Origin of the sequence: Mucilaginibacter sp. (genome assembly GCF_025359345.1) — a bacterium.
In the GTDB taxonomy this organism is placed as follows: domain Bacteria; phylum Bacteroidota; class Bacteroidia; order Sphingobacteriales; family Sphingobacteriaceae; genus Mucilaginibacter.
This window is the reverse complement of sequence record NZ_JANYGQ010000022.1, coordinates 213,568-239,674: the sequence shown is the minus strand read 5'-3', so window position 1 is coordinate 239,674 and position 26,107 is coordinate 213,568. Positions and strand designations below refer to the sequence as shown.

Below are 26,107 nucleotides of genomic sequence, written 5' to 3'. Positions count from 1 at the left end.
TAACAGGCAACGGCTGGTTACGCATTGTCAAAAATTGCTAACAAAATTGCTTGCTTAATGTGTTAAAAAAGAATGATATTTAGAAGTATCAACTAAATTGAAATATGCAATCCCTCCACAAACAAATAGCCCTGGCCTTTTCAGGCGGCAATTTTGAGTTTTGTTATGAACACCTTGCGGATGATATTACCTTCAATATTGTTGGTAACGAGATTGTGTCTGGTAAAGATGCGGTTATTGATTTTTGCAACAAAACGGCGCAGTACTTCACCACGCTGACTACCAAATTTGAGCTGGATAATGTGATAGTTGATGAAAATTGCGTTGCCATAAACGGTACAGCAGAGTTTTATGTTGAAGACCGGGTAAATTACATATCATCGTGCGATGTTTATAAATTTGTTGATGGAAAGCTGAAGGAAATCACTTCTTACTGCATATCCACAAAAAAGATTGGGTAATAAAAATAGGCCTTAACCTGTGGTCGACGTTTAAAACACGTTCGGGTTATTTTTGGCGTTGGTTTTATTCAGGATATTTTTACGATGGATTTCAACCGTGCGCTCGGCCAGGTTTAAAATAGCGGCTATTTCTTTATCAGGTATTTCCTTTTCAAGCAACTTCATTACCTCCAGTTCGCGTTCGGTAAATTTTATGGCTCCCTGGTTCGACTTAAACGGCGACTCCGGCAAGGCGGATACCCCGGAACTGAAATACAGCCCGCCTTTGGCTATTTGGGTTAATGCCTCCGCCATTTCCCGCCGGCCGGAGTTTTTTAACAGGTAGCCGGATGCACCGGCATCTATCATTTCGGTAACTACATGATTATCGCTAAACATGCTTAGCGCCAATACCCTGATTGCCGGAAATTTTTGTTTTATGGCCCTGGCTAGTTCAATGCCATTCATGCGGGGCATGCTTACATCTGTTATCAGTATATCGGCCGGTGTGCTTTCCAGCATTTGTATTGCCAATAATGGCTGGGTGGTTTCGCCTGCAATTAAAAAACCTGGTATTTCGCCCAGCAATAAGCGTAAGCTGTCAATTACTACCTGGTGGTCATCAACAATAAACACGCGTATAATTGCTGCGCCTTCCATATCAGGCTAATGGAACATAGATTGCAACAAGCGTGCCCTTGCCGGGCGAGGAGGACACTTCAACACTGCCTCTTAAAAATTCAACACGGCTAATTATGTTTTTTAAGCCAATGCCGGTAAAGTCCTTTTTACTTGCCATGTCAAAACCCTTACCATTGTCTTCAATGGTTGCCGTAATTTCTTTATCATCGCACAGCAAAAAAATATCGAGCACCGATGCTTGTGCATGTTTAATAACGTTGTTAACCGACTCCTGTATTACCCGGTAAAGCACCGTTTCAACATTACTGTCGAGCGGTTTGTCAATGCCCTGCGTCTCAATTTGTATCTTCAGTCTGTCCGACTGTATTTTGTTGATGAAATCGCGCAGGGCCGATACCAGCCCACTTTTTATCAGGGCGTTTGGCATCATCTGGTGAGCTATGGAGCGTACTTCGACGCAGCTTTCATCAACCATGGCCATCGTTTTTTCTGATAGTTTCGCTGCCGCGTCCTGCTTTACCACGTACTTATCTATCAAAACCCCCAGGTTTAATTTAACGGCTGAAAACAGCTGGCCGACGCCATCGTGCAAATCGCCGGCAATTCGTTTGCGTTCCCGTTCTTCGGCCTCAATTATGCCTTTAGCTGCAAGATTTTGCTGATGAATTATGGCAGCCTGCAATTTGGCAGCCTGCTTTATTTTATTGCGGCTGTATAACTGGTAAACTATAACTCCCGACAGCAGGAATGCTATGGCAATAATGTAAATAGTGAGATTTTTTTTGTTAAGCTGTAATTGCTGTATGGTGTTTTGCTTGCTTAATAGCTTTATTTGCTGCTGCTTTTTTTCGTTTTGATAAGTCGCTTCAAGGGTTGCAATTTGCTTTAGCATTGCTTCGTTGATGGTTACATCTTTCAGGCTGTCGTATATTCTATAGTATTTTAGGCTGTTTTCATAATCTTTAATATTCCGGTAATTTTTGGAAACCACCAGGGCTATGTCCCGTTGCTGTTCCTGGGTCGTATTCTTTTTTGCGTATTCATAGGTTTTCTTTGAGTCGGCAAGGGCGGAGCCGTCTTTCATGGCCGCTTTAACATTGGCCATGTTGGTTTGTACTTCCGCAATGCCTTTGGGGTCGTTGGCAAGTTTGTACAACTTCTCGGCTTTATTGAAAAAATCCATTGCTTTTCCATATTCTTTGAGGTCGTGATAGGCAGTACCCATATTGCTTAGGGTATTTGCCTGCCCGTCCTGGTCGTTCATTTGCTCCTTTATTTTTAGCGATTTTGCAAAATAGACCAGCGCCTTTGGTATCTGTTTAGTATCCGAATAAATAAAGCCATAATTGTTATAGATATTTGCCATACCCGAAAGCTTGTTTATTTGCTTAAAATACTTCAAAGCCGAATCGGCATAAGCAAGGGCTTTACCATAAAGGTTTAGCCTGATGTATGAATTACTGATATTGGCATAGGTATCGCCAAGGCCGGCGGTGTTTCCAATTTCTTCCAGCACCTTTATTGCGTTCAAAGATTGTTGTATGGCCTCCAATTGTTTACCCTCCTGCATATAGTTCAGTCCCAGATTGTTATATACCTTCGATAACATTACCTTGTCTTTTATTTGAATGGCAAATTCTTTAGCCTTTGCATAATATTTGGCAGCAACATCATATTTACTTTGATAGGTGTAAATGAGCCCAATAACATTGTTAAAATTACCCTGCAGCGTTTTGTTATTTATCTTTTCGGCGATTTCGAGGCCCGCCAGTGATTTTGACAGCGCCGTTGTACGATCGGAAAGGAACAGTGATTTGGCCTGGCTGAATAATGTGGTAGCAGCTAATGAGTCGTTGCCTGCCTCCTGTGCTTTTGACAAACTGGCCGATAAAAGCAATAGTATTATATAGATATATTTTAATGCTTTTTTTATATTGTTTTTTCGCATCCCGGTTTTTGGTTAAATCTAATAAATCAATCTGATTTTCAGCTATGTGTCAATATAAACTAGGGCACTTTCAAATTTAGCTTTTCATAGTTTTTTACCAATACCGTACCAAGGGTATATTTTAATACCCTAATACATACAACAAATAATAAGCTTCATAAGGAAATTGCCACTTGTGGGTTTGCCAGTAATGCAACAATTGCTTTTTTTAAAATATCAACCGCTTGCTCCAACTCCTTTGGATTTAATGATGCAAAGCCAATCCTGACGTGATTATGGAGATAGGCGGGGTCATGGTAGTAATCGGTGCCGTCGCTTATAGTGAGCCCCATAGTTGCTGCTTTTGCTGCCACCTCTGCGGGCTTTAGCCCTTTTAAGTATTCTATCCAGATGGCGAACCCTCCGTCCGGTATTTTGAACTTCACATATTCGCCTAACTTTTCCTGTAGTAGGCGGCACAATATATCACGCCGCTCGTGATAAGTTTTGTTTGCCTTTTTAAGATGACGGCTTATGTCCCCGTTTTTGATCAGGGCGGCCATGGCTTCTTCAATCAGTTGCTCACCCTGCCGGTCGACCAGTTTGCGGAAACGGGTGGCCTGTATAATTAAATTTTGCGGTGCTATCATAAAACCTATTCGGATACCCGGCGCGATGGTTTTTGAAAACGACCCTACATAAACGACCGAACCACAATAATCAACACTGGCCAATGGCAATATTGGGCTGCTGGCGTAATGAAAATCAAAGTCATAATCGTCTTCAACTATGGCAAATTTATGTTTGCGTGCCAGTTCGAGCAATTGCATGCGTCGTTCAGCACTAAGAGTTACCGTTGTTGGGCTATGGTGGTGTGGGATTACATAAACCAGCCTGACTTTTTTCTTTTTGCAGATGTCGTCGATAGCGTCAGCATTAATGCCGTTTTCGTCAACCGGTACCAACTGTACTTTAGCTCCGGCCAGTTCAAAAATCTCGCTGGCTACGGTATAACCGGGGTCTCCTGCAATAACAATGTCGTTTTTACTGATTAACACCTGCCCGATGAGATACAAGGCCATCTGCACGCCTTTGGTTATCAAAATATTTTCGGGGTTAACCTGCAGGCCGCGTGTTTCGCCAAAAAAGCGAGCAAGCTCATTTCGTAAATTTTCTGAACCCTGTTCGGGGCCGTACAACAGGTACTTCGACGTAAAATGATACCGGGCAAAACGGCGGTATTCGCGTACCATTAACTCAATAGGAGCAAGGCGCGTATCGGGGAAGCCGTCATCAAAAACCAGGTTATGTTCCGGCTTTTTTTGGAAAGGCTGCGAAAACGGTGAAGAACTGACCGGTACTTCAAAAAATGTTTTACCAGGATACGCATTTGGCTGTAACTCATCTTTGATTTTCCTTGGTGACACATCAGGCAGATTTTTGGCAACAAAAATGCCTTTACGCGGGTAGGCATCAACCCAGCTTTGGGCATACAATTCGTCGTAAGCCGCCACCACTGTTTTGCGGTGCACCTGCAAGTCAGCAGCCAGTATCCTGCTTCCCGGCAGTGCCGATGCGGGCTTTAACGTGCCGCGCCTTATATGGCTGATAATGCCGTTTGCTATCTGCAAATAAACCGGCACATGCGAGTTTTTGTCGATGATAATGAGGCCTTTGGGAAATTGCATACTGGACTACCTTGTTTGTGCTTTCTGGACTATAAAGATAGTCCAATGACGTATTAATTTTACAGCAGCAAACAAAAATAATATGCAACTCATCAAAAAATATTCATCGGTATACCTAAGGGCAGGGCTGGCATTCAGCTACCTGTGGGAGGTTGCCGATCGACTGGGCATCATTGGCAAACATGGCCAGCCACATGTAGGCTGGGGCGACTGGGCCCATTTTTTGGATTATGCCCGCCAAACCATGGCTTTTATGCCTGCCGGGCTAATACCTATTTTCGCTGTAATTGCCACTTTAGGCGAAGGGTTATTCGGACTGATGCTGTTAACCGGATTTTTCACAAGGGTTGCGGCAATAGGCAGTGGCTTATTGGCCTTAGCCTTTGGCATTTCAATGGCCATATCATTCGGAATTGAATCGCCTTTGGGCTATTCGGTTTTTACAGTTAGCGCAGCAAGCCTGCTATTGGCATCACTTCCGGATTATAAATGGAGTATAGATTCACTATTAAATAAAAATCAACAATCATGAAAACAATTCAGCAAAAAGCGCCTGCATTATTGGTGATAATCGCGTTCGCTACGGTTTATATCGTATGGGGCTCAACCTACTTTTTTATAAAAATGGCTGTAAATGGTTTCCCACCCATGTTAATGGGAGCATTTCGCTTCACTACCGCGGGCTTATTATTGCTTGGTTACAGTGCATTTAAAGGCGATAAAATTTGGGTTAAACGGGACGTCATCAACTCGGGCATCAGCGGTTTGCTTACGCTGTTTGTGGCAACAGGCATCGTAATTTGGGTTGAACAAACTTTACCCAGTGCCATGGTTGCCATATTGGTTTCGGCAAGCCCTATTTGGTTTGTTTTGATGGATAAAGTCAACTACCGCACCAATTTTAGAAACAAGGCCGTTATTTTAGGGGTGCTTGTTGGTTTTGCTGGGGTAATGTTATTATTTGGTGAGCAGTTAAGTAAAGCACTTGGCGGTAATTATAATCCTTCAATGCTTTTTGGGGTTGGCTTGTTATTGCTTGGAACAGTTGCATGGTCGGCGGGGTCATTATTTTCGAAAAGGAAAGGCAGCAGTAGTCCAGCTCGTTTAAATACCGCCTGGCAAATGATCATTGCAGGCCTTGCCTTTGTGCCTGCGGCTTTTGCACACCACGAGGTTGGCAGCTTTAACATCCAACATGTACCAACACAGGCATGGATGGCTTTACTTTATTTAATAATATTCGGTTCTATCGGTGCGTTCAGCGCATACATATGGCTGCTGCAGGTACGCCCGGTTACACAGGTAAGCACACACTCATACGTTAACCCGGTTATCGCACTGTTACTGGGGATGCTTTTTGCAGGGGAACATATCTCTGTGCTGCAAATAGCTGGATTGGCAATCATCTTATTCAGCGTGCTGCTCATCAACCTTGATAAATACCGCAGCGCAATGAAAGAAAAGAAACCCGAAGCGCCGGTTATTGAACTTACTGAGTTGCGAGCTGATGGCAAAGTACTGAAAGCGTGTTAATAAGGTTAATAGTGAAAAATCCCGGTTGGCGTAATGCCGGCCGGGATTTTTTTGTGGGTATTGGAAAAGTTTTATTTCAACGGCGTTGCCGCATGCGTCTCCTTCACAAATAAAAACGCATCGTACATATCATTCACATTGGTTTTGTCATAGGTTTTTATACCGCTATCAGGGCCGTAACCTATAAAGCGCATTTGCTTGCTTGTTTTCTGAGGATTGAACTGCGCCGGCTCAAAATAAAATGCCGGACCCGAAATATTATTTAATGTTTCTTCCCATGAATCGGCAATCGGCTTCTCTAACGTATAGGCGGCCATTGCGTTGGTATAAGTGTCGCGTGGCTCTTTTGTGGCTGCAAATGTTCCGGTTGCCGTGCCGCTACCCAGCACAAAATAGTTGTTAGGGAACATACTAAGTATTTTGCCACCCGTGCCGCCAACTTCGTTGTTGTAAATGCCCGTTTTTGCCAGGTGGGCATCATGCGCCCAGATAATCATTTTGGCGCCGTGCTGTTTCATTATCAATGATGCGTTGTAAGCCATGTTGCTATCGCGCGATGCCTCGGGCAGTTTCATCGCCTCATCATAAAAAGGAGAAAATGCCTGCTCAATATTTAGCAAAGCTAAATGACATGCAGCTTTATCGCCTTCCGATAAACCCGATGCTGCAATTTGCTTGTCCAACTTATCGGCTACTTTATAGCCGTGGGCACTGCTTTTTCCAACGGCTTCATAATCAACGTTAAAGCCGGGTTTGTTCATTCCTTCCCAATTGGCATCCTGCAAATTTGCTGCCTTTTCAACAGTGGTCATTGAGTCCAGCAAATTTGCCGCGGTGGTTTTTGCCAGCAAGGTTTTAAGCATTTCAATATCAGCGGTTATGTACACATAGTCAATACCGTCAATGGTTACTTTATTACTATGCTTGCTATTATATTCCTTTACCCAGGTCAGCAGTTCTTTGGTTTCGGTATTTTGCCAGATGCTAAGCATGTGCTTTTTCATCAGGCTGTCGAGGTTGGCGCTGGTATTCAGCTGGCTGTTTAGCAACCAGCTATCGCTGTAATCATTTTCAAAAGCAATATGGTTAAAGCCTTTTTCTTCAATTAAAATGCGGCTTATCCAATAACGCAGCTTGTAAAACTCGGCAGTGCCGTGCGTGCCCTCACCAAGACCAACAATTTGTTTGGCGCCCATTTTTTCAATAAGGGGCTTAATGGATTGTTTGAAGGCTTCATAGCTTTGCATGTTTACCGGGTTTGCTGCGGCGACATTCAGACTCAGGTCAATTTGCGTTTTTGCTTTTGGCTGCGCCGATAAAAAATTGTTAGCGGTTACTGTCAACAGCGCTGATGCGATAAATGTAAATAAGGTAGTTTTCATATTTTTTCGTTATTTATGCTGCAAATCAAGCACGATTATGGTGCTGACTTATGCACTTTTCGACCACAGGCTAAATTCGCCCCACCAAAAAAAACAGGAAAGGTTTAGTCGGGCAAAAAGTATGTTTAGTCGAAAATGCCAACGATAGAAATGATAATTGCCCCACTTTAGCACTGTGCAAAAAAGAAACCGAATAACATTCCCTATAGCGTTCGAAGTACTGATATGGCTGCTTTATGTAGGCTTATATAAGTATTCGTACTACCTCGACCAGGCTGGTCTGCCTGTAATCCGCACGGCCAATTTCCCTTACCTGCAGGTTTGCGCGTTTAGCTTTTGCCGTACGCTTTATTTGATCCCATATTATCGATGGGCAGTACCGCGATTGTTGTTCGCCAAGCGGTATTGGCTGTTATTCGGCACAACGTTGCTGGTGTTTTTGGTGATAAGCCCGTTTAATGATTTTGCGTTTGCCTGGCTGTTTGCGCAGTGTACCAAAGGCTTGGTGGTACACAGGTTCTTCGTGGGTATGTACGCCTGGTTAAGGCCCGATATAAACTCTATATTTACAGATTTACTCGCTTTTTTCTGCATTGCTTTCGCCCGCTTTAGTTACCAGAACGAAAAGCTGCGCCATAAAATTGAAACTGATAACTTACAACTACAATTGGGTATGCTCAAAGCTCAATTACAGCCGCATTTTTTATTTAATACCCTGAACGGCTTGTACGGCATGAGCCTCACCGGCTCGAAAGACACCCCGAGGTTTATTTTGCTGCTGTCGCAAATGATGCAGTATATTTTGTATGATTGTGATAAAGAAACTGTGAGCCTGCAGGACGAAGCCACTTTTTTGGAGGGCTATTTTGAGCTGGAGCAAAAGAAATTCCCTAATGCAAAAATTACGCTGGAATTGCCGGCGTTAATTCCGGAAGTACAAATCCCACCTTTGCTGTTTCTGCCGCTGGTTGAAAACGCTTTTAAGCATGGTAAACATAAAATTGAAGATACAGCAGGAGTGGAGGCAAAGCTGGAAATTATCGGCAATAGCATCAGCTTCACTATAAAAAACGATATTTACCAGCAGGCACCACCGGCCGGGAAGCCCGTAAATGGCGGCATTGGCCTTATCAATATTAAAAAACGGCTTGAACTTTATTATTTAAATAAATACCAGTTTTCGCTGCTGAAAAGCGGCAATGGCTATATTGCAGCGCTAACTATTAACTATAAATGAAGTGTGTAATTATTGATGACGAGCCGCTGGCGCACCGGGTGTTGGAGCATTATATTGCCCAAACACCGGGTATGCAACTGGCCGGCGCATTCCGAAATGCTTTTGATGCTTTTGAGTACCTGGGTAAAAACAGCGTCGACGTGCTGTTTCTTGATATTGAAATGCCGCTGGTTAATGGTATCAATTTTTTAAAAGCGCTGCCTAAGCCGCCTAAAACAATTTTTACAACCGCTTATAAACAATATGCTTACGAAGGATTTGAGTTGGACGCGGTTGATTACTTGTTAAAACCATTTTCGTACGAACGCTTTGTAAAGGCTGTTGAAAAGGTAAAAAATGGGGTAGTGCAAATGGTAGAAGGCCCGATAGATACGCTTACCATTAAAGATAAACAAGGCCTGTTAGTACTAAAACAGCCGGACATTATTTACGTAGAGGGCTGTCGTGATTATGTAAAAATTATAACGGCAACCCAAACGCATATAATCTACCACACCTTAAAAGGTATTTTAGAAAAATTGAACCCCGAAGTTTTTGTACAAACACATCGTTCGTACATTGTAAACAAGGCTTTTATTAACCGTATAGTGCAGGATAATATTGTGCTGTCAAACCAGCAATTTGTGCCGGTAGGGCAGTTGTATAAGAAAGGGTTATTAACACAGATAAATGGTTGATAATGTATTAATTGAGGTGTTGTAGAGACGCGATACTTCGCGTCTACAGCTATAAATGGCGGATTTGTAAGGTTTGTTACCTATCCGCGGGAGACGCGAAGCATCGCGTCTCTCTACAAGGGAAAATTTTATTTATTCGCTTTGCCCGTTTCCTTATAAACAACCGTATATCCAGCCTTTTCGTCGGTATGCTGGCGGCCTGTTTTTGCATCAAATGTCAGCGGTTTCTGCATTAGCCTGTTACCGTTCAACACCAATTTCAAACCGATGGTATCTGTCATGCCTTCCTGCATAAAACTCCACACAGCGTTAACGGTGTCGCCTTTTGCAGTGCCTGTAAGCGTTCCTTTGCGGCTGTCCTTTTGATAAGGTAGCCAGTTCATCTGGCCGGTTACTTTATTATTTTTTATAGCAAGCTCAATAGTTGTGCTGTCCTGGTTTTTAGTGCCTTCAGTTAATAAAAAACAACGCGAGGTGTCGGTAGCCGTCGCAGACGCCGCCGTTATTTTAGTTGAATCTGCCTTATCTGCATCTTTATTTTCAGTTTTATTATTATTTGACGAGCATGACGCAATCAACAACGATATTATGCAAAGCAGATTTAAATATTTCATAACACTATGACAGTTTTAGCGGGCAAAAGTTTGATACAAATTAATCATCCAGCTAAATGAAGTATATTAAATTGTTGTATAAAATTTATAAAACAAATCAGGGTTTTTAATACCGTAGTCTTTTTCGTCTGGCGAGATTGAAACCCAGTCGTTTATCATATATTCTTTGCTACCCTTTTGTAATTCGTGAACAAATCGTAGTCTCACATGATCTCCGGATTCGACGACATTAAGATCAGGGGCGGTTGGTTTAAAACTAAGGTTAAATTTATAGCCATTTACCGTTTCGAAAATCGCGGATTTCCACTTTCCACCGGGATATTTTTCAATATTGGTAACCTGCCCGTCGGCAAACCTTACTTTATTGCGCTCATACAAAAATGGGTAAGCAGGTATTTTGTCCGCTTCGGCCAGTTGGAATATTTTTGCACCATCTTTGTAAACGTAAGCCGGACTGATTGTAATAGGCTGGTTTTCGCCAAAAGAACAGGAAAATACTTTCATGCTTACTTTATCTCCTTTATTCAGCAGGTTATTCAATTGTTTTTCCTGTCCGTATAGCGAGCGAAGTTCAAAGTTGTTATTGTTATAGTTAATCAAAAAGCCAGTGGTTTTATCAGTATGCTGATCCTTAATAACGTCCTGGATAACCACGTTTAGCTCTTTGCCGCTAATGTCATTTAAGGCTTTGCTTTTATTTTTATAGTCATCGGTTTTTCGGTAAACTTCAAATTTTGCCTGCGCGCGCAATTCGCCGGCTCTTAATTTAACATTTTGGCGATACCTTACTGCCTGTCGCGCAGCAATACTGGCTTTTTTAGCATGAATGTGTTGTAGCCGGGCAAAGGCCAGGCAGCTTAATAACACCAGCGGTATTATAAGCAGGTAAACCGATTTTTTCATATTGTTTGAGGGTTTAGTAAATAACATTTCAATGCGCTTTTTTAGCGGGGCCTTGCTGAAATTATTGCACAACATGCTCTGCCCGTTAACGGCCAGACTAAGTAAGAGGTTGGCGTAATTATTTTTATTAGTTGATAACGCCATTTCCCTGTCGACCTCAAACTCGTGGTTTTCTTCTACCGCGTTAGCATACAAGTAAACAAAAGGATTAAACCATAAAATAATTTGAACCAGCGTCAGCAGAATGCGGTCGGCCGAGTGATGTAGCTTAACATGCAGCATTTCGTGTGCAATTACCTGTTGTTGCTCAATTTCTGACAGATTGCCTTCTTCTAAAAAAATATAATTAAGAAAGGAGCCATTAGCTAACCTTTTATTACACCTTAATATAACCGCATTATTTACTTTGACGCCCTTTTGCCGGCTTAACCGTTTTAATAAAAGTATAATTGATATTAACAGGTGGCACGCTAACGCAATGGTGATGAAAAGATAAGTCGTTTTTAGCAATACCAACCAGCTGAAATTGCCCGCAGGCACAATTGCGCTTTTCAATACGGGAGTAACTGACGATGGAAATTTTTGCAATGTATTTACATAAATTACCTGCTGCACTATAGGTATGTATTGTTGCTGTGGAGTTACCGGCAATTTGATTGCCGGGATGGCAAAACTTAGCAATATAGAAGCAAGCAAATACCACCGGTTAATGGTAAAAAAAGTAAGCCTGCGTAAAAGCAATAAGTAAAAAAGGTAGAAAATGCCTGTACAAGCCGATACCTGGAAAAAATATACGACTACGCTCATTGCTCCTGGTTGTTATTGATGATATCCTGTAATTTTTTTATTTCATCATTGCTTAGCTGTTCTTCCTTTAACATAAATGAAAACAGGTTCTCAGCTGAGTTGTCAAAATATCCCGCAAAAAATTTGGAGAACGAGGCTTTACGGTAAGCGGCTTTGGAGATAACCGGGAAGTATTCGTAAGTTTTCCCGTAAGCCTTATAGCCAACATAACCCTTTTTTTCGAGCAGCCTTACAACCGATGAAATGGTGTTGTACGGCGGTTTTGGCTCGTCGGGCAAAGTATCAATAATGTCTTTAACAAAACAGCTTTTTAACTTCCATATTACCTGCATTACACGTTCTTCGGTCTTGGTTAATTCCTCCATAAACCAAAGCTACAACTTATTTTTAAGTTATAAAACTATGAAATACGTTTTATAACTTATTTTTCAGTTTTGCTTTTTGCGGGATGATTTAAAATAAACGAACCCTGTTAAAATTTCCATTTAACAGGGTTCGTTCATTAATGATCTACAAGCTAATCCTGCCAATCCTTCAATCGTGTTTATTTATAACTCGCATCATTCCACCGCAATTCATTCCGTAACTGGTCAAGTTTTGTATCTTTCCCAATACGAATAAATTCCAGTCCGGCTATATCTGCAAAATCCTGCAAATGTTCGGCGGTCAGGTTTTGGCTATAAGCGGTATGGTGCGCCCCTCCAGCGTATATCCAGGCTGCGCAGCCGGTTTTCATATCTGGGTACGGTTTCCAAAGTACACGCGCAACAGGCAGGTTTGGCAAATCATTCTGCGGTTCAACGGCTTCCACTTCGTTAATTAACAAACGGAAACGGTTGCCCATATCTACTATCGAAGCGTTTAATGCCGCGCCACCTGCCACATTAAATACCAGCCTTGCAGGGTCGGCTTTGCCGCCGATGCCAAGAGGGTGAACTTCTAACGCTGCTTTGCCATTGGCCAACGATGCATCAATTTCCAGCATATGTGAACCTAAGACCAACTGATTATTTGGGTCGAAATGATAGGTGTAATCTTCCATAAAGGCATTGCCTCCCTTAAGGCCACTACCCATTACTTTAAAGGCACGCACTAGCGCGGCAGTTTTCCAGTCGCCCTCGCCGGCAAAGCCATAGCCTGCGGCCATCAACCGTTGGGCTGCAATGCCCGGCAACTGTATCATGCCGTGTAAATCTTCAAATGTATCAGTGAAGCCTTTAAAGCCACCGTCTTCTAAAAACTTCTTTAAGCCGAGTTCAATTTTTGCTGCATCATATACCGATTGATGTTTTGCCCCGCCTTTTTGCAAATCAGCAGCCATGGTGTAAGTTGCTTCATATTCTGTAAGCAATTCGTTAACTGCATCATCGCTTATGCTATCAATAATCTTCACCAAATCGCCAACGCCATAGGTATTTACAGCGTAACCAAATTTTAATTCAGCCTCTACCTTATCACCCTCGGTAACGGCAACATAGCGCATGTTATCGCCAATGCGGGCAAATTTTGCGCCCTGCCAGTCGTGCCAGCCGGCTGCGGCCCTTGCCCAGGCATTTATTTGGCCCAATACTTCCGGGTCCTGCCAATGGCCAACCACAACTTTGCGGTTTTTGCGCATGCGTGATACGATGAAACCAAACTCGCGGTCGCCATGGGCGCTTTGGTTCAGGTTCATGAAATCCATATCGATAGAACTCCACGGAATATCGCGGTTAAACTGCGTATGCAGGTGCAGCATTGGTTTTTGCAGGATGCTTAAGCCGCGAATCCACATTTTGGCAGGGGAGAAGGTGTGCATCCAAGTTATGATACCGATGCAATTTGCTGTGGTATTGGCATCCTGGAGGGTGGCGTAAATTTCTTCCGGGGTTTTAACAACCGGTTTGTAAACCACGCTAACGGGCGTACCTGCCGCACCGTCCAAACCCTTTGCAATTTGCTGAGAATGCTCTGCAACCAGTTTTAAAGTTTCTTCACCATATAAGTGTTGGCTCCCGGTTATAAACCACACTTCAAATGCTTTAAGATCTATCATGTTATAATTAGTGATTTTTTATAATTAGTGAATTAGCGATTTAGTGAATTAGTGATTGAAAAAGCCATTTACTTAGTTATCTACTGCGAACTGCTTACTCAAAACTGCTAACTCAACTCTGTCCATAGTAAGAATCCGGCCCGTGTTTGCGCTCAAAATGTTTTTTTATTAACGAATCCTTTAATCGGGGTGCGTTGTTGTTTATCTGCTCTGTTAAGTAGGCCATTTGCGCTACCGACTCCAATACCGCGCTGTTGTAAACCGCTTTTTCGGCAGTTTTGCCCCATGTAAAAGGGGCGTGGTTACCTACCAGCACCATTTCTGTTTCTCTATAGTCCAATCCGGCTTGTTCAAAATGATTGATAATCTGGAAGCCGGTTTGATATTCATAATCGCCCCTTATCATTTCATCATCCATCGGCGGCGCACAGGGGATATCAACCGTCAAATGATCGGCATGGGTGGTGCCAAATATCGGTATGCACCGCTGCGATTGTGCCCAGGCCGTTGCATAGGTTGAATGGGTATGCACTATTCCGTTAATACCCGCCCAATTTTTATACAACACAGCATGGGTTTTTGTGTCCGACGAAGGTCTTAAGTCTCCCTCGATGGTATTGCCGTCGAAATCAACAATCACCATTTTTTCAGGCGAAAGCTCTTCATAGGGCACGCCGCTCGGCTTTATAGCAAAAACACCAAGTTCACGGTCGGCGGCGCTTACATTGCCAAAGGTAAACAGCACCAGCCCCAGTTTGGGCAGCTGCATGTTTGCATCGTACGCGCTTTGTTTTATACGCTGATATTTGCTCATTAGTATATTTTCAATTCGTTATCGCACAGGCCTGCGACTTGTGCTGGTGAATTTCGCCCTTTCAGGGCTTTTAGCTTTGGGTTCTACCAATTACTGCTGACCCTGAAAGGGTCAAATTCGTCAGCGCAGGGCACCGCCCTGCGCGAAATTCGCGATAATTATTTATTTAGTGCCCTCAATAAATTTCCCCAACCCGGCATATTGCTGGTATCTATTTTGATAAATCTCATTAAGTTCTTCATTCGGAAAATACTCTGCATCAAACCCACGGCCCATTGCCTGCATCGCATCTTCAACTGTCGGATAAATACCCGCCACCACTGCTGCAAACATGGCTGCACCCAATGCGCAGGTATGCTCAAACTGGTGTATCCGGATAGGCATACCCAGCACATCGGCCATCATCTGCATAATATAAGGCGATTTTTTTGCAACGCCGCCAATGCCGATCAGCCCTTTCACCGGTATGCCTTCTTCTACAAATCTGTCCACAATACTTTTTGCGCCAAAGCAGGTGGCCTCGGCTAATGCGCGGAACACACGCGGGGCATCGCTGCCCAACCCCAGCCCGGTTATTGCACCTTTAAGTGTTTGGTCGGCGTCGGGTGTGCGGCGGCCATTAAACCAATCTATCGCAAGTTCATTATCTTCGTCAACAGGTAACAATGCCGCTTGTCTGCTTAGTTCAGGAATTATCTTCGCCACAAGTTCATCTTTCAAAGCTTCGGCTGTTTTTTGGTCGATAAGGGTTGACGACGTCAAAGCATTCAACGGCCAGGCCAAAATATTTTTAAACCAGGCATAAGTATCACCAAAAGCCGATTGCCCTGCCTCAAGCCCCACCATTCCCGGAATTACCGAGCCATTTACCTGCCCGCAAATACCGCGGATAAGCTTGCCTTCAATGTCTGCAGCCGGAGCCACTAAAATATCACAAGTTGAGGTACCCATTACCTTGCTCAGGTGGTATGGCTCAATTTGCCCGCCAACGGCACCCATGTGGGCGTCAAACGCGCCTACGCCAACAACCACATCGGTTGAGAGGCCCAACCTTTGGGCCCATTCAGGGCTTAAAGTACCTGCTGCTTCGTCGGATGTATAAGTATCTTTAAATAAACGTTCGGTAAAACCGGATAATAGCGGGTCGAGCGATGAAAAGAATTCATCAGGCGGTAACCCGCCAAACTCTTCGGCCCACAAGGCTTTGTGCCCAGCTGAGCAGCGGCCGCGTTTTATTTGCTCAGCATCGGTTCCGCCGGTTAATAAAAACGGTATCCAGTCGCAGTGCTCTACCCAACTATGGCAGGCTTTGGCGACTTGTTCATCAGCCCTTAAGGTGCGTAGCAGTTTAGCCCAAAACCATTCGGATGAGTAAATGCCACCCACATATTTTAAATAATTTGTATCGAATTTTGTAGCATGGTCGTTTATCTGCGCCGCTTCATTAACGCCGGTGTGGTCTTTCCACAACACAAACATGGCATGCGGGTTGGTTTCAAAACCAGGCGTTAAAGCTAATGGGGTGCCGGTTTTGTCAACAGCAACGGGGGTTGAACCTGTTGTGTCCACCGCCAGGCCTTTAACGGCCTTTGCAACGTCCGGGCCAGCCTTCTTTAAACAATCCTTAATTGTCGCTTCCAGCCCTTCAATATAATCAAGCGGGTGTTGCCTGAATTGGTTTTCGGCGGCATTGCAATATAATCCCTGCTGCCAGCGCGGGTAATTAAATACCGAAGTGGCAACTTCTTCGCCATTAGCGGCATCGATTAAAACCGAGCGAACAGAATCCGTTCCATAGTCAACGCCAATCACAAATTGGTGGGTGGTCATAATTGGTTTTATTTTTAGTGTCGAAATAACACTTATTTTTTGACAAAACGAAATTTAGAAAAAAAAATTAATGTTTTTACTTTCGTAATTATTAAAGTATCAGGGTATCCGGATTTGGGATAAAGTTTAAAAATGCCTGGAACTTAGCATAATAGTTCTGCATGTTTAACTGGTAATAATATGCTCCTCTTTTTGAACCTGCTTTGTCTTTTTCGGCAAGCTTTATCAATAAGCCGGTAGCTAAAACCCTTTTGCTGAAATTTCTTTTATCAATGGTGGTGTTAAACACGCTTTCGTAAAGTATTTGTAATTGTGGTATGGTAAACCTTGCCGGCAACAATTCAAATAAAATAGGGTGAAGGGCTGCCTTGTACCTTATGCGCCTTTTAGCCGCCTCAACCATTTCCTGGTGATCGAAAATAAGCTTTGGTACCTGTTTCAATGGAAACCACTCTGCATGATAATCATTGCTGAGTTGCGTTTCGTATTGATGAATGTCGATTAAAGCAAAGTAGGCGGTTGATACAGTGCGTTCAATCGGGTCGCGGTTTGTATCGCCAAAGGTGTGCAATTGCTCCAGGTAAACACCATCAATACCGGTAAGTTGCTTTAATATGCGGTTTGATGCCTGGTCAAGACTTTCGTTTTGTTCCACAAAGCCGCCCATAAGGCTCCAGTTGCCTTTTTCGGGCTCAAAGCCACGTTTTATTAATAGTATTTTTAAAGTCTCTCCATCAAACCCGAAAATAATACAATCTACTGCTAATAAGTGACGGGTTTGTTTAGAGTATTTATGCATTTTTAAAAGTGATTTGCTTAATGTAAGGGGCAAATGTATTACATTGTTGATAGATAAAGAAATACAGGATTAATACTTAACTATCGAAAATTAAGTAAACCATGGCAATTTATCCACAATTTAACCGCGGGATAATTAGCTTTGATTAATAAAACAAAACCAATTGTAAATGCCTTGTATAAAATTTTTAGTGTGTTGCATCATTTTGTCGCTGGTAACAAATCACAATAGCTTTGCTCAAAATGTGAGTCGTTCAAAGGCATACTATATTAATACCGCAGGAAACGACCAATATGCAGGTACAAAAAGCGAACCTTTCAAGTCCATTAATAAAATAAACAATATCAATTTAATAGCTGGTGATACAGTTTACTTTAAGGGTGCCCAAACTTTTAAAGGCACGCTGCAACTTGCGCAAGGCGTTAAGGGCACAACAAAAAAGCAGATCGTAATTACATCGTACGGAACCGGTCAGGCAATTATTGATGCGAAAGACAGCAGCGCCATCGTCATCTATAAAAACGAAAATATAAAAATACAGCGCCTTAAGCTTTTGGGGGCGGGGCGTAAAACCGGTAATGTTAAAGATGGTCTGTCAATCATAAACAGTTCAAATATTAATGTTGATGACTTAAATATTTCAGGCTTTCAGAAATCGGGACTGCTTGTTTACTCGTCGCAAAATATAAGAGTAAACAGGGTATTTGTTCATGATAATGGCTCGGCCGGTATTACCGTTGAGGGCCCGTATCAAACCCGGAAAAGCAACTATATAAAAATATTAAACTGCCGCGCCGAAAATAATCCGGGCGACCCAACAAACCTTACCAACCACAGCGGCAATGGCATTGTAGTTGGCGATTGTAAAAATGTGTTGATTGATCATTGTACCGCCACAAACAACGGGTGGGACATGCCGCGTATAGGTAATGGCCCGGTAGGTATTTGGGCATATGAAGCTGACAGTGTCATCATTCAGCACTGTTTATCCTACAAAAACAAAACCTCGAAAGGCGGGGCTGATGGCGGCGGCTTTGATTTGGATGGGGGAGTGACGAACTCCCTCGTACAATACAATGTGTCGTACGGTAACCAGGGCAGCGGGTACTGCATTTTTCAATATTGGGGTGCAAGTCCGTGGCATCACAACACCTTCAGGTACAACATCAGCGAAAATGACGGGACGGTTTCAGATTCGCAGGCAGGGCTGTACGTTTGGAACAGCTCGGACGATGAAAAGCAGTTATACGATTGCGATGTGTATGGCAATATAATTTACAACGCAAAAGTAGCAGCCATTTGCTTTTCGAAAGTTAGTGCAAGCAGGGGCATCCGGTTTTATAATAATATTTTTGTTGGTAAAGATTCGCTAATTTGGGGCAGGGATAAAATAGGCGATGCAAAATATCATGATAACGACTGGTGGAGCATCAACAAACAATTTTATGTTGATGGCATAACCAATATTAATGAATGGGCGACTAAAACAGGGAATGAGCAAAAGGACGGAAAATTTACCGGCCTCAATTTATGCCCTGATTTTAAAAACGCCGGTAATAGTGCCATAACATCGGCATCGCAATTGAAAACCTTTACCAATTATAATTTACCGGCAAAATCGCCATTAAGAAAAATGGATTTGTACACCGGGCAATATGGGATCAAAAACTTAAAACCGGATTAATTTTTAACCAAAGCATATGAGGAAATTCACACTTATAGCCGTACTGATTTTTGCAGTGCAAATTGGCATAGCACAGGATATGGACCTCTCCGTAAAATGGGATAAAACAACGATGGTTTCAAAGTCGACTGCCACGCTGCAGGTTGTGGGCAACCCTATGCTGCGCCGTGGAGCCAGTATGCACGATGGTTCGTTTGGTGCCCTGAAGGATTTGGGCGCCGACTATGTGCGTTATGTGCCCTGGTTTCCGTATCCAAAACTTGCAGTTGCCGAATTGGAACCGCCAACTGCCACCACCACCTCGTGGGATTTTAGTTTGATAGACCCTATGACGATCGATTTTTTGGAGGCCACCAAGGGGCATTCTATCATCATGAACTTTAGCACCATACCGCAATGGATGTTTAAAACTGACAAGAAGATACCTTACCCAGCCGACCCTAACGAAGTTGGCTGGGGCTATGGCGGCGGCACCCAATTCAGGGACCCAACCATGAAGGAATTAATCGGCTATTATGAGCGTTTGATCAGCTGGTACACCAAAGGCGGTTTCACGGATGAGTTGGGAAAATACCATAAATCGGGCTATCATTACGAGTTTCAGTATTGGGAAGTGCTAAACGAGCCGGATTTGGAGCATAATTTCACCCCGGAGATGTACACCAAAGTTTATGATGCCATGTACACGGCAATTCATAAAGTATCGCCAAAAACGAAAATTGTCGGACTTGGCCTGGCCTATGAAAAGCCATACTGGTTTGAATACTTTTTAAATCCGAAACACCATAAGCCGGGCATCCCGCTGGAGGTAATATCATACCACTGTTATGCCAACGCAAACGATGGGCAAAAATTTGATGCCTACGAGTACACGCTGTTTGATAAGGCCGACTTGTTTTTAGAAAAAGTGAGCTTTATTGAAAGCATCCGCAAACGCTTATCGCCAAAAACCAAAACGGATATCAACGAGTTGGGCACCTTTGTAAGCAATGCGATGCGTGCGCAACCGATTACGCAGGAATATTGGAACCTGTCGGCATCTGTTTATGCTTATTTCTTTATCGAACTGACCAGGCAGGGAATAGATTATATCGGCGAATCGCAACTGGTAGGTTTCCCCACACAATACCCTGATGTGAGCATGATCAACTACACCAACAGCAAACCGAACGCCCGTTTTTGGGTGCTTAAGCTAATAAAGGATAACATCCATGCAGGAGACAACTTGGTAGAAACGGGTATAGGTAATAACGGTAATGGCGATGTACATGCGCAGGGGTTTGTGAGCAGTGCAGGGAGCAAAAAAGTACTGATACTTAACAAACGGAACAAATCGATAACTATTAAATTGCCTGCAGGCTTTGCAGGCGCCAAAGTAAGCACAATTGATGCTGCATCTGGTGATAACGCTGCAATTGAAAGCACTGTTAAAGGAGGCTCGATTGAGTTGAAGCCGTTTGCGGTGAGTTTGATAGTGTTGGAGAAATAGGGAGGTAATCAAAACGAACCCATGTAGAGACGGGAAGCATTGCGTCTCTACGTTGTAAATCAATTAGCCTGAAAATCAGCATGTTTCACAGCGTTCCGGGTGTTCCATGTGCAAAAATGGAACGCTTGACGTGTAAATTTACACCACGATTGGTGACAACACTGACAAACACGAAAGCAAAACCTGGCTTTTTAAGCCAGCATATCGCCAATTTTGTTGCCGGTTTTAACAAGATTTTCCCTGGTATTGGCCATCGAAGTTGCCATATCGGTACCAGGCTCATTGATACAAATCAGCTGGTCAAAAAATCGATCGAGTTCCTCATCCGGTTCAGGCGGAATTACGCCGGCCACGCCGATAACTTTTAAGCCAGCCTGCTTCGCCTGTAATGCAACCCCGTAAGGTCCCTTACCTTGTAAAGTTTGTCTGTCTATGCTGCCTTCGCCGCTAATTACTAAGTCTGCGTGCTGCAGCGCTTCGGCAAAGTTGGTAAGCTTTAAAAAATATTCAATGCCGTTTACCAGCTTTGCGTTTAGCCAGGTATTCAGGCCTGCCGTTGCGCCGCCTGCCGCGCCGCCATGTTTAATATCAGCCATGCTTTTGCCTGTTTGAGCGGCTGATATCTTCGCGAAATTTGCTAAAAAGCCATCCAGAAAAGTCACATCAGCTACCGAGGCTCCTTTCTGAGGGCCAAACACAGTTGCCGCTCCCTGTGAGCCGAGCAGCTTATTATCTACGTCGCAAAGAATAACTATTTCGCAATCGCTTAATCTTTTATCAAGGTCAGATGCGTCAATCTTAGCTATATTAACCAGGCTTTCGGGGACGGCTTGTAATACATCGCCGGCATTATTCAAAAAACGAATACCTAAAGCACTTAATATTCCGCAGCCGCCATCAACAGTTGCAGAGCCGCCCATGGCTATAAATATTCGGCTTGCGCCTTCGTCCAGAGCGAATTTTATCAATTCCCCTGTTCCGTATGACGATGTTTTTAAAGGGTTTAGCTCTTCCTTTTTCAGCAGCCGCAAACCCGATGCATCCGCCATTTCAATTACCGCTGTTTTGCCATTGTCGATCAAGCCAAATGAAGCTTTAATTTTCCGGCCAAGCGGGTCGTTAACTTCCTTCCAAACTACTTTGCCTTTACAGCTTTCAACAATGAGGCTGCCGGTGCCATCGCCGCCATCGGCAATGGAGAAGCATTGGGTGGTACAATCCAGTTTGCTTTGCTTTAAGCCATCTTCAATTGCCAAAGCAACCTGCCTGGCATCAAGGCTGTTCTTAAAAGCATTCGGAGCAATGAGGATATGCATATTATAAAACCTTTGATAAAATATAAACCATAATGATTGTCGTTGTGCCCATCAAAATGGTAGCAGTTGAGTAAACCTTCAGCATGGTTTTCATCTCCAACCCCGAAAATTTTGCGATCACCCAAAAATAGGCGTCGTTTGCGTGCGATATCATCATAGAGCCGCCACCCATAGCCAGCACACAAAACAGTCTGCCGTTTTCGGTATTCAGCCCCAATGCAGGCAGCAAGGGCAGCATTATAGAAGCGGCGGTAATTATGGCAACCGTTGATGAACCCTGTGCCGTTTTTAAAACCGACGTCAATAAAAACGGAAAGAAAATACCCATGCTGCCCAGTGCCAGCGATTGGCTAAAATGTGCACCGATATTTGCCGAGGTTAAAATAGCGCCAAACGCGCCACCCATACCAATTATAACCAATATGCCGCCGGCTTTTTCTGCCCCTTCCTGCAATAATTTACTCAATTCGCCTTTTTTCCAGCCGCGTTTGCAGTTAAATGCCAGCAGCACGCCAATCAAAAGGGCCATTACCGGGTCGCCCAGGGTGAGCAAAAATGTAGTCAAGGCCGGGTAAGTATGCGCGCACGCTGTTAAAAACGACTTTATACCGATTAAAACTATCGGGACAAAAACGGGCAGGCAAGCTTTTATCAGTGACAGGCGTGCGTGTTCATCATCGATATCAAAAACTTCATCTGTTACGTGTTCAATTGTTTTTTTACCCGCATATTTCGCCCATAAATTGCCAACTATCATGGCTGGTATGGCTACTACGATTCCAATTAGAATCAGCTTGCCGAAATCAACCCCTATGGTGGCTGCCGCGGCCGAAGCACCGGGGTGTGGCGGAATTAAACAATGTACGGCATATAAACCCGTAGCGAGGGAGACGGACATGATGGTTATTGGGATGCCTGTCCGCCGCGCCATTGAGCGATTTAGTCCGCTAAGTACAATATATCCTGAGTCGCAAAAAATGGGGAGTCCAACTATAAATCCGGTAAGGCTCATGGCCCAGGGAGCGTGTTTATTGCTTAATTTCTTTATCAAATAAGTTGCCATCACTGTTGTGCTACCGGTGTATTCAAGCAGCAGGCCCAGCGTTGTGCCCAATACAATTATCAGCCCCAACGATTTTAAAATATTGCCGAAACCATCCTTCATCGTTGTTATCACGCCGCTTAAAGGCAGGCCGATACCGAGCCCCACAACCAAACAGGCTAAGAACAATGCAAAAAAAGCGGGGGCCTTATATTTTGTCGTAAGCAAAACAATCAGCCCGATGCCGGCTGCCAGAAGTGTAAGAATATAGGTTAGCGAATGAGCCATTTATTTTGTGGTTTATGGTAATGGTATGGGTAAAGTTATAACACCTGTTTAAATTTCGGCGTTAAATTTGTGTTGGGGCATATTAATTACCTCGTATTACCGGTAAATATTCAATAAAGGCACAAACTTTTACCCTACGACCCTGGGAGGAGATTTGATATAACCGGTTTATGTAAGCGGAATAAAATATATCAGCAATATTTTCCGGGAGATGGCATTTGGGTAATAAAGTTTTTTGGCAAGTGAATGCACAGCAGCCCGCAAAAAAAGTTAAATGCTGAGCGCTTAATATCGAATAACAAAATGAAAATAACAGGTTGGCTTGATATTCGAATTCATTATTGAATATCATTACAGCTTTTACGCGTGTGCCATCCGGTCTTCAAGGCATTCCTTCACTTTTTTTAACACCATCGCAATATCAAACGGTTTTGCAATAAAAGCATCCGAACCATAGTTGCCCAATGAATCAAGTACGCGTGGGAATGCAGAAAGCATAATTACCGGCAGCAAAGCGGTTCCGGGATTCGCTTTTATCTCGTGACAAAGTTCACCTCCGTTAATGCCCGCCAGCAAAAAATCAAGCATTACCAAATCGGGATTATGTTGAGTTACACTTTTAATGATGGACTCGGTGTAATTCAGCGCTGTGACTTCATAGCCTTCCCTCTCCAGTACGTCTTTTAATAAGTTCAGGATTTCGTAGTCGTCCTCAACTACAAGTATTTTTTGAGACATAGAAATTATAATTGGTAGGGTAATAACACGTCGTACAAATCATTTGTTTTAGGCTCTATTGTAACATTTTTAGATTAATTGTAGGTTATTGCAGCATAATCTGCATATCTTTATCTTAGGCCACCGCCATTTACTTTTTGCCCCCGGATGAAAAAATACTTGATAATTATTGCCTGTTTTATGACTACCATGTTAAACGCCCAAACCCCGGTTGAAATTAACTTATGGCCAAAAGACAGGCTTATTGATACCGTCAAAGGAAAAAAACTAGTTGAGCATGACATCAGCAAGCCAAATGATGACAAAGTATCGGGCAAGGCGGTTATCAGGCTGGGCGATATTACCAACCCCACAATAAAAGTCTTCAAACCAAAAAATCCAAATGGAACGGCCGTTGTGGTTTGTCCCGGCGGTGGCTATTACATTTTGGCAATGGATTTGGAGGGTACCGAAATTTGCGAATGGTTTAATTCTATAGGGGTAACCGCCATATTGTTAAAATACCGGGTACCGACTTTGCCCGGGAAGCTGCGGTACGAACTGCCGCTGCAGGATGCGCAAAGGGCACTGGGCCTTGTTCGCCTTAATGCTGACAAATGGGGCATAAAACCCAATCATATAGGCATCATGGGCTTTTCAGCAGGTGGACATTTATCCGCATTGGTAAGCAATACGAACGAGAAACGGGCTTACGCGCATGTAGATGCTGCAGATGATATAAGTTGCCGCCCCGATTTTACCATATTAACCTACCCTGCCTATTTAATTGACGAAAAACAACCGGGCAAACTGGCCGATGAGATACTGGTATCGGCCAAAACACCACCAACATTTATCTTTCAAACCGAAGACGACCCCATTAATGTTGAAAATGCTTTGTTCTACTATTTAGCACTTAAGCGGGCAAAAGTACTTGCCGAAATGCATTTGTACCCAACCGGCGGCCACGGATATGGCATCCGCAGCACAACGGGCGGCGTAGGGGTTTACAAAGAACTTATTGCTAAATGGATGGCGGATAATAAATTGTAAAGACAGTTGGCGGTATTGCCGCCTTTTAAACAAGCTGTTGTTTTAAGCAAAAAAATGACGGAGTAATAAAATGGGCTTAATTTTTGTTTAGTTACATTTACCCTTTAAATATTTGGTTAATAGCTACCCAAAACAACGAAATGAAAAAACTATTTATATTCTTTAATTTATCCTTAATTTTTTTATCAGCATCTGTTTATGCCCAGGATAAAAAAGTGGCTGTTGTTACTTTTTATGCTGATAAACAAATTGATATCAGCAGGGTTGCCACAAAGTCTGCTGAGGCAAGTGTTACGAAGCTTTGTAATGACCCTGATTTTGATATGAGTTCGTTTTTAAAAAACTTTCATGATCAGTTTTTTAAAAACTACAGCAAAAAATTCTCCTTCCAACTATTGCCTGAGCGCGAGGTAATAGATAATTCTGATTATAAAGACTTTGTTCCAAACGACCCTGCCGCGGCAGGTGCCTTGCGGGATGAACTGACTCTTGCCGCGAAAGGTTATAAAGTGGTATTGCCTTTGAAAGATAAGGGCAACGAGAAAAAACTGGCTAACATGTTTGCCTCCGCCGATGGCATAATGAAGGTTTATCTCGATTTTAGCATGGAGAAAAAAGGCCTTGGCGGTGTGGCTTTGGTGAAGGTAAATGCCAGCGTTCACATTCTTTTGTTTGATAAAAACGGCAAAAAAGTGTTTTCAACAACCGAAACTGCCATATCGCAACTGACAGGGAGCCAGATTGCAGGTATTTCATTCCTCACTCCCAAAAAAGTGCTGCCCCTTTGCGAAAATGCTGTGGATGAGCTGATGATAAAACTGCAAGACGATATGCCAAAAATAGCGGCAAAAGCAGACGGAAAATTGTAGCGTCCTGGTTAGTTTGGCCCCTTGTTTATTCGCTAAGAACTTTGGCTAAAGCCATCTTAGTTTACGCTTTAAGTTCCGTCGGCTTAAGCCAGACGGCAATGAGTTATGCCTTGTTTTTTGTCTTCATTGCCGTCGGTTTTAACCGACGGGGAAGAGATTAAGAAAGTCGGGCTTTAGCCAAATTACGCTCTGCTCTATATCTGCCAAATAATTGTGTATAAGGTATATCAGCGACGCACTTCCTGGTTATTTTGCAGATGATAAACCTTCCCCGAATAATTACCAATACCCATTGTTTAATTGCAGATAACCTTATAAATT

At 43.2% G+C, this 26,107-nt stretch carries 23 protein-coding genes; 9 read left to right on the top strand and 14 right to left on the bottom strand.

The annotated features are described in order from the left end of the window. Window positions 1-104: 104 nt before the first annotated feature. Window positions 105-461, top strand: a complete 357-nt coding sequence (locus tag Q0R52_RS14175) for a nuclear transport factor 2 family protein (protein WP_295795374.1) — start codon at window positions 105-107, stop codon at window positions 459-461. Window positions 462-491: 30 nt separating this feature from the next. On the opposite strand, the gene Q0R52_RS14170 is transcribed toward Q0R52_RS14175, so the two are convergent. The 3 genes from Q0R52_RS14170 to Q0R52_RS14160 form a co-directional block, all read right to left on the bottom strand. Next, window positions 492-1,100, bottom strand: a complete 609-nt coding sequence (locus Q0R52_RS14170; RefSeq protein WP_295795371.1) for a response regulator transcription factor — start codon at window positions 1,098-1,100, stop codon at window positions 492-494. A gap of 1 nt (window position 1,101) precedes the next feature. Beyond that, the gene (locus tag Q0R52_RS14165) at window positions 1,102-3,030 is read right to left on the bottom strand and encodes a tetratricopeptide repeat protein (protein ID WP_295795368.1); all 1,929 of its coding nucleotides are present in this window, start codon (window positions 3,028-3,030) and stop codon (window positions 1,102-1,104) included. A gap of 155 nt (window positions 3,031-3,185) precedes the next feature. After that, window positions 3,186-4,697: a PLP-dependent aminotransferase family protein gene (locus tag Q0R52_RS14160; protein ID WP_295795366.1), complete on the bottom strand. Its 1,512-nt coding sequence runs from the start codon at window positions 4,695-4,697 to the stop codon at window positions 3,186-3,188. A gap of 82 nt (window positions 4,698-4,779) precedes the next feature. On the opposite strand from Q0R52_RS14160, the gene Q0R52_RS14155 reads away from it, so the two are divergent. Both Q0R52_RS14155 and Q0R52_RS14150 read left to right on the top strand, forming a co-directional pair. Beyond that, a complete protein-coding gene (locus tag Q0R52_RS14155) occupies window positions 4,780-5,229 on the top strand; it encodes a DoxX family protein (protein WP_295795364.1) in 450 nt (149 codons plus the stop codon). Then, window positions 5,226-6,230: an EamA family transporter gene (locus Q0R52_RS14150; RefSeq protein ID WP_295795361.1), complete on the top strand. Its 1,005-nt coding sequence runs from the start codon at window positions 5,226-5,228 to the stop codon at window positions 6,228-6,230. The genes Q0R52_RS14155 and Q0R52_RS14150 overlap by 4 nt, the downstream gene beginning before the upstream one ends. A 71-nt stretch (window positions 6,231-6,301) precedes the next feature. On the opposite strand, the gene Q0R52_RS14145 is transcribed toward Q0R52_RS14150, so the two are convergent. After that, complete coding sequence (locus Q0R52_RS14145; RefSeq protein ID WP_295795359.1) at window positions 6,302-7,612, bottom strand: erythromycin esterase family protein; 1,311 nt, start codon at window positions 7,610-7,612, stop codon at window positions 6,302-6,304. Between the two features lie 175 nt (window positions 7,613-7,787). Here Q0R52_RS14145 and Q0R52_RS14140 point away from each other — a divergent pair, with 175 nt between their 5' ends. Together Q0R52_RS14140 and Q0R52_RS14135 are read left to right on the top strand one after the other, a co-directional pair. Then, window positions 7,788-8,849, top strand: a complete 1,062-nt coding sequence (locus Q0R52_RS14140) for a histidine kinase (protein ID WP_295795357.1) — start codon at window positions 7,788-7,790, stop codon at window positions 8,847-8,849. Beyond that, window positions 8,846-9,526, top strand: a complete 681-nt coding sequence (locus Q0R52_RS14135; RefSeq protein ID WP_295795355.1) for a LytTR family DNA-binding domain-containing protein — start codon at window positions 8,846-8,848, stop codon at window positions 9,524-9,526. Before Q0R52_RS14140 ends, Q0R52_RS14135 begins: the two co-directional genes overlap by 4 nt. Window positions 9,527-9,654: 128 nt before the next feature. On the opposite strand, the gene Q0R52_RS14130 is transcribed toward Q0R52_RS14135, so the two are convergent. The 7 genes from Q0R52_RS14130 to Q0R52_RS14100 all read right to left on the bottom strand — a co-directional run bounded on the left by Q0R52_RS14130 (window position 9,655) and on the right by Q0R52_RS14100 (window position 17,328). After that, window positions 9,655-10,140 carry a hypothetical protein gene (locus Q0R52_RS14130; protein ID WP_295795354.1) on the bottom strand — a complete coding sequence of 162 codons (486 nt, stop codon included), beginning with the start codon at window positions 10,138-10,140 and terminating at the stop codon, window positions 9,655-9,657. 66 nt (window positions 10,141-10,206) lie between these two features. Then, window positions 10,207-11,850, bottom strand: coding sequence for a M56 family metallopeptidase (locus Q0R52_RS14125; RefSeq protein ID WP_295795352.1), 1,644 nt, complete (start codon window positions 11,848-11,850; stop codon window positions 10,207-10,209). Next, on the bottom strand, window positions 11,847-12,215 hold the full coding sequence (locus Q0R52_RS14120) for a BlaI/MecI/CopY family transcriptional regulator (protein ID WP_295795350.1): 369 nt from the start codon (window positions 12,213-12,215) through the stop codon (window positions 11,847-11,849). Before Q0R52_RS14120 ends, Q0R52_RS14125 begins: the two co-directional genes overlap by 4 nt. Before the next feature lie 179 nt (window positions 12,216-12,394). After that, complete coding sequence (gene araA / locus Q0R52_RS14115) at window positions 12,395-13,885, bottom strand: L-arabinose isomerase (protein WP_295795348.1); 1,491 nt, start codon at window positions 13,883-13,885, stop codon at window positions 12,395-12,397. 112 nt (window positions 13,886-13,997) lie between these two features. Then, on the bottom strand, window positions 13,998-14,699 hold the full coding sequence (locus Q0R52_RS14110) for an L-ribulose-5-phosphate 4-epimerase (protein ID WP_252789792.1): 702 nt from the start codon (window positions 14,697-14,699) through the stop codon (window positions 13,998-14,000). A 162-nt stretch (window positions 14,700-14,861) separates the two neighbouring features. Continuing rightward, the gene (locus Q0R52_RS14105) at window positions 14,862-16,529 is read right to left on the bottom strand and encodes a ribulokinase (RefSeq protein WP_295795347.1); all 1,668 of its coding nucleotides are present in this window, start codon (window positions 16,527-16,529) and stop codon (window positions 14,862-14,864) included. A 91-nt stretch (window positions 16,530-16,620) separates the two neighbouring features. Continuing rightward, window positions 16,621-17,328, bottom strand: coding sequence for an NUDIX domain-containing protein (locus Q0R52_RS14100; protein WP_295795345.1), 708 nt, complete (start codon window positions 17,326-17,328; stop codon window positions 16,621-16,623). Window positions 17,329-17,572: 244 nt separating this feature from the next. On the opposite strand from Q0R52_RS14100, the gene Q0R52_RS14095 reads away from it, so the two are divergent. After that, window positions 17,573-19,012 carry a right-handed parallel beta-helix repeat-containing protein gene (locus Q0R52_RS14095; protein WP_295795343.1) on the top strand — a complete coding sequence of 480 codons (1,440 nt, stop codon included), beginning with the start codon at window positions 17,573-17,575 and terminating at the stop codon, window positions 19,010-19,012. 16 nt (window positions 19,013-19,028) lie between these two features. After that, window positions 19,029-20,501: a glycosyl hydrolase family 39 gene (locus Q0R52_RS14090; protein ID WP_295795341.1), complete on the top strand. Its 1,473-nt coding sequence runs from the start codon at window positions 19,029-19,031 to the stop codon at window positions 20,499-20,501. A 191-nt stretch (window positions 20,502-20,692) separates the two neighbouring features. Here the strand turns inward: Q0R52_RS14090 and Q0R52_RS14085 are convergent, their stop codons facing one another. The 3 genes from Q0R52_RS14085 to Q0R52_RS14075 form a co-directional block, all read right to left on the bottom strand. Then, on the bottom strand, window positions 20,693-21,817 hold the full coding sequence (locus Q0R52_RS14085) for a glycerate kinase (RefSeq protein WP_295795339.1): 1,125 nt from the start codon (window positions 21,815-21,817) through the stop codon (window positions 20,693-20,695). Window position 21,818: 1 nt separating this feature from the next. Beyond that, window positions 21,819-23,147 carry a GntP family permease gene (locus Q0R52_RS14080; protein ID WP_295795337.1) on the bottom strand — a complete coding sequence of 443 codons (1,329 nt, stop codon included), beginning with the start codon at window positions 23,145-23,147 and terminating at the stop codon, window positions 21,819-21,821. 360 nt (window positions 23,148-23,507) lie between these two features. After that, window positions 23,508-23,885, bottom strand: a complete 378-nt coding sequence (locus Q0R52_RS14075; protein WP_295795335.1) for a response regulator — start codon at window positions 23,883-23,885, stop codon at window positions 23,508-23,510. 147 nt (window positions 23,886-24,032) lie between these two features. Here Q0R52_RS14075 and Q0R52_RS14070 point away from each other — a divergent pair, with 147 nt between their 5' ends. After that, on the top strand, window positions 24,033-24,917 hold the full coding sequence (locus Q0R52_RS14070) for an alpha/beta hydrolase (RefSeq protein WP_295795333.1): 885 nt from the start codon (window positions 24,033-24,035) through the stop codon (window positions 24,915-24,917). Between the two features lie 140 nt (window positions 24,918-25,057). After that, a complete protein-coding gene (locus Q0R52_RS14065; protein ID WP_295795331.1) occupies window positions 25,058-25,786 on the top strand; it encodes a hypothetical protein in 729 nt (242 codons plus the stop codon). The last annotated feature ends 321 nt before the right edge of the window (window positions 25,787-26,107 follow it).

What these genes read in the sequence shown, in the direction of transcription:
- Q0R52_RS14175 (WP_295795374.1), top strand. Translation starts at nt 105, where the DNA reads ATGCAATCCCTCCACAAACAAATAGCCCTGGCCTTTTCAGGCGGCAAT.
- Q0R52_RS14170 (WP_295795371.1), bottom strand. Translation starts at nt 1,100, where the DNA reads ATGGAAGGCGCAGCAATTATACGCGTGTTTATTGTTGATGACCACCAG.
- Q0R52_RS14165 (WP_295795368.1), bottom strand. Translation starts at nt 3,030, where the DNA reads ATGCGAAAAAACAATATAAAAAAAGCATTAAAATATATCTATATAATA.
- Q0R52_RS14160 (WP_295795366.1), bottom strand. Translation starts at nt 4,697, where the DNA reads ATGCAATTTCCCAAAGGCCTCATTATCATCGACAAAAACTCGCATGTG.
- Q0R52_RS14155 (WP_295795364.1), top strand. Translation starts at nt 4,780, where the DNA reads ATGCAACTCATCAAAAAATATTCATCGGTATACCTAAGGGCAGGGCTG.
- Q0R52_RS14150 (WP_295795361.1), top strand. Translation starts at nt 5,226, where the DNA reads ATGAAAACAATTCAGCAAAAAGCGCCTGCATTATTGGTGATAATCGCG.
- Q0R52_RS14145 (WP_295795359.1), bottom strand. Translation starts at nt 7,612, where the DNA reads ATGAAAACTACCTTATTTACATTTATCGCATCAGCGCTGTTGACAGTA.
- Q0R52_RS14135 (WP_295795355.1), top strand. Translation starts at nt 8,846, where the DNA reads ATGAAGTGTGTAATTATTGATGACGAGCCGCTGGCGCACCGGGTGTTG.
- Q0R52_RS14130 (WP_295795354.1), bottom strand. Translation starts at nt 10,140, where the DNA reads ATGAAATATTTAAATCTGCTTTGCATAATATCGTTGTTGATTGCGTCA.
- Q0R52_RS14125 (WP_295795352.1), bottom strand. Translation starts at nt 11,850, where the DNA reads ATGAGCGTAGTCGTATATTTTTTCCAGGTATCGGCTTGTACAGGCATT.
- Q0R52_RS14120 (WP_295795350.1), bottom strand. Translation starts at nt 12,215, where the DNA reads ATGGAGGAATTAACCAAGACCGAAGAACGTGTAATGCAGGTAATATGG.
- araA (WP_295795348.1), bottom strand. Translation starts at nt 13,885, where the DNA reads ATGATAGATCTTAAAGCATTTGAAGTGTGGTTTATAACCGGGAGCCAA.
- Q0R52_RS14110 (WP_252789792.1), bottom strand. Translation starts at nt 14,699, where the DNA reads ATGAGCAAATATCAGCGTATAAAACAAAGCGCGTACGATGCAAACATG.
- Q0R52_RS14105 (WP_295795347.1), bottom strand. Translation starts at nt 16,529, where the DNA reads ATGACCACCCACCAATTTGTGATTGGCGTTGACTATGGAACGGATTCT.
- Q0R52_RS14100 (WP_295795345.1), bottom strand. Translation starts at nt 17,328, where the DNA reads ATGCATAAATACTCTAAACAAACCCGTCACTTATTAGCAGTAGATTGT.
- Q0R52_RS14090 (WP_295795341.1), top strand. Translation starts at nt 19,029, where the DNA reads ATGAGGAAATTCACACTTATAGCCGTACTGATTTTTGCAGTGCAAATT.
- Q0R52_RS14085 (WP_295795339.1), bottom strand. Translation starts at nt 21,817, where the DNA reads ATGCATATCCTCATTGCTCCGAATGCTTTTAAGAACAGCCTTGATGCC.
- Q0R52_RS14080 (WP_295795337.1), bottom strand. Translation starts at nt 23,147, where the DNA reads ATGGCTCATTCGCTAACCTATATTCTTACACTTCTGGCAGCCGGCATC.
- Q0R52_RS14075 (WP_295795335.1), bottom strand. Translation starts at nt 23,885, where the DNA reads ATGTCTCAAAAAATACTTGTAGTTGAGGACGACTACGAAATCCTGAAC.
- Q0R52_RS14070 (WP_295795333.1), top strand. Translation starts at nt 24,033, where the DNA reads ATGAAAAAATACTTGATAATTATTGCCTGTTTTATGACTACCATGTTA.
- Q0R52_RS14065 (WP_295795331.1), top strand. Translation starts at nt 25,058, where the DNA reads ATGAAAAAACTATTTATATTCTTTAATTTATCCTTAATTTTTTTATCA.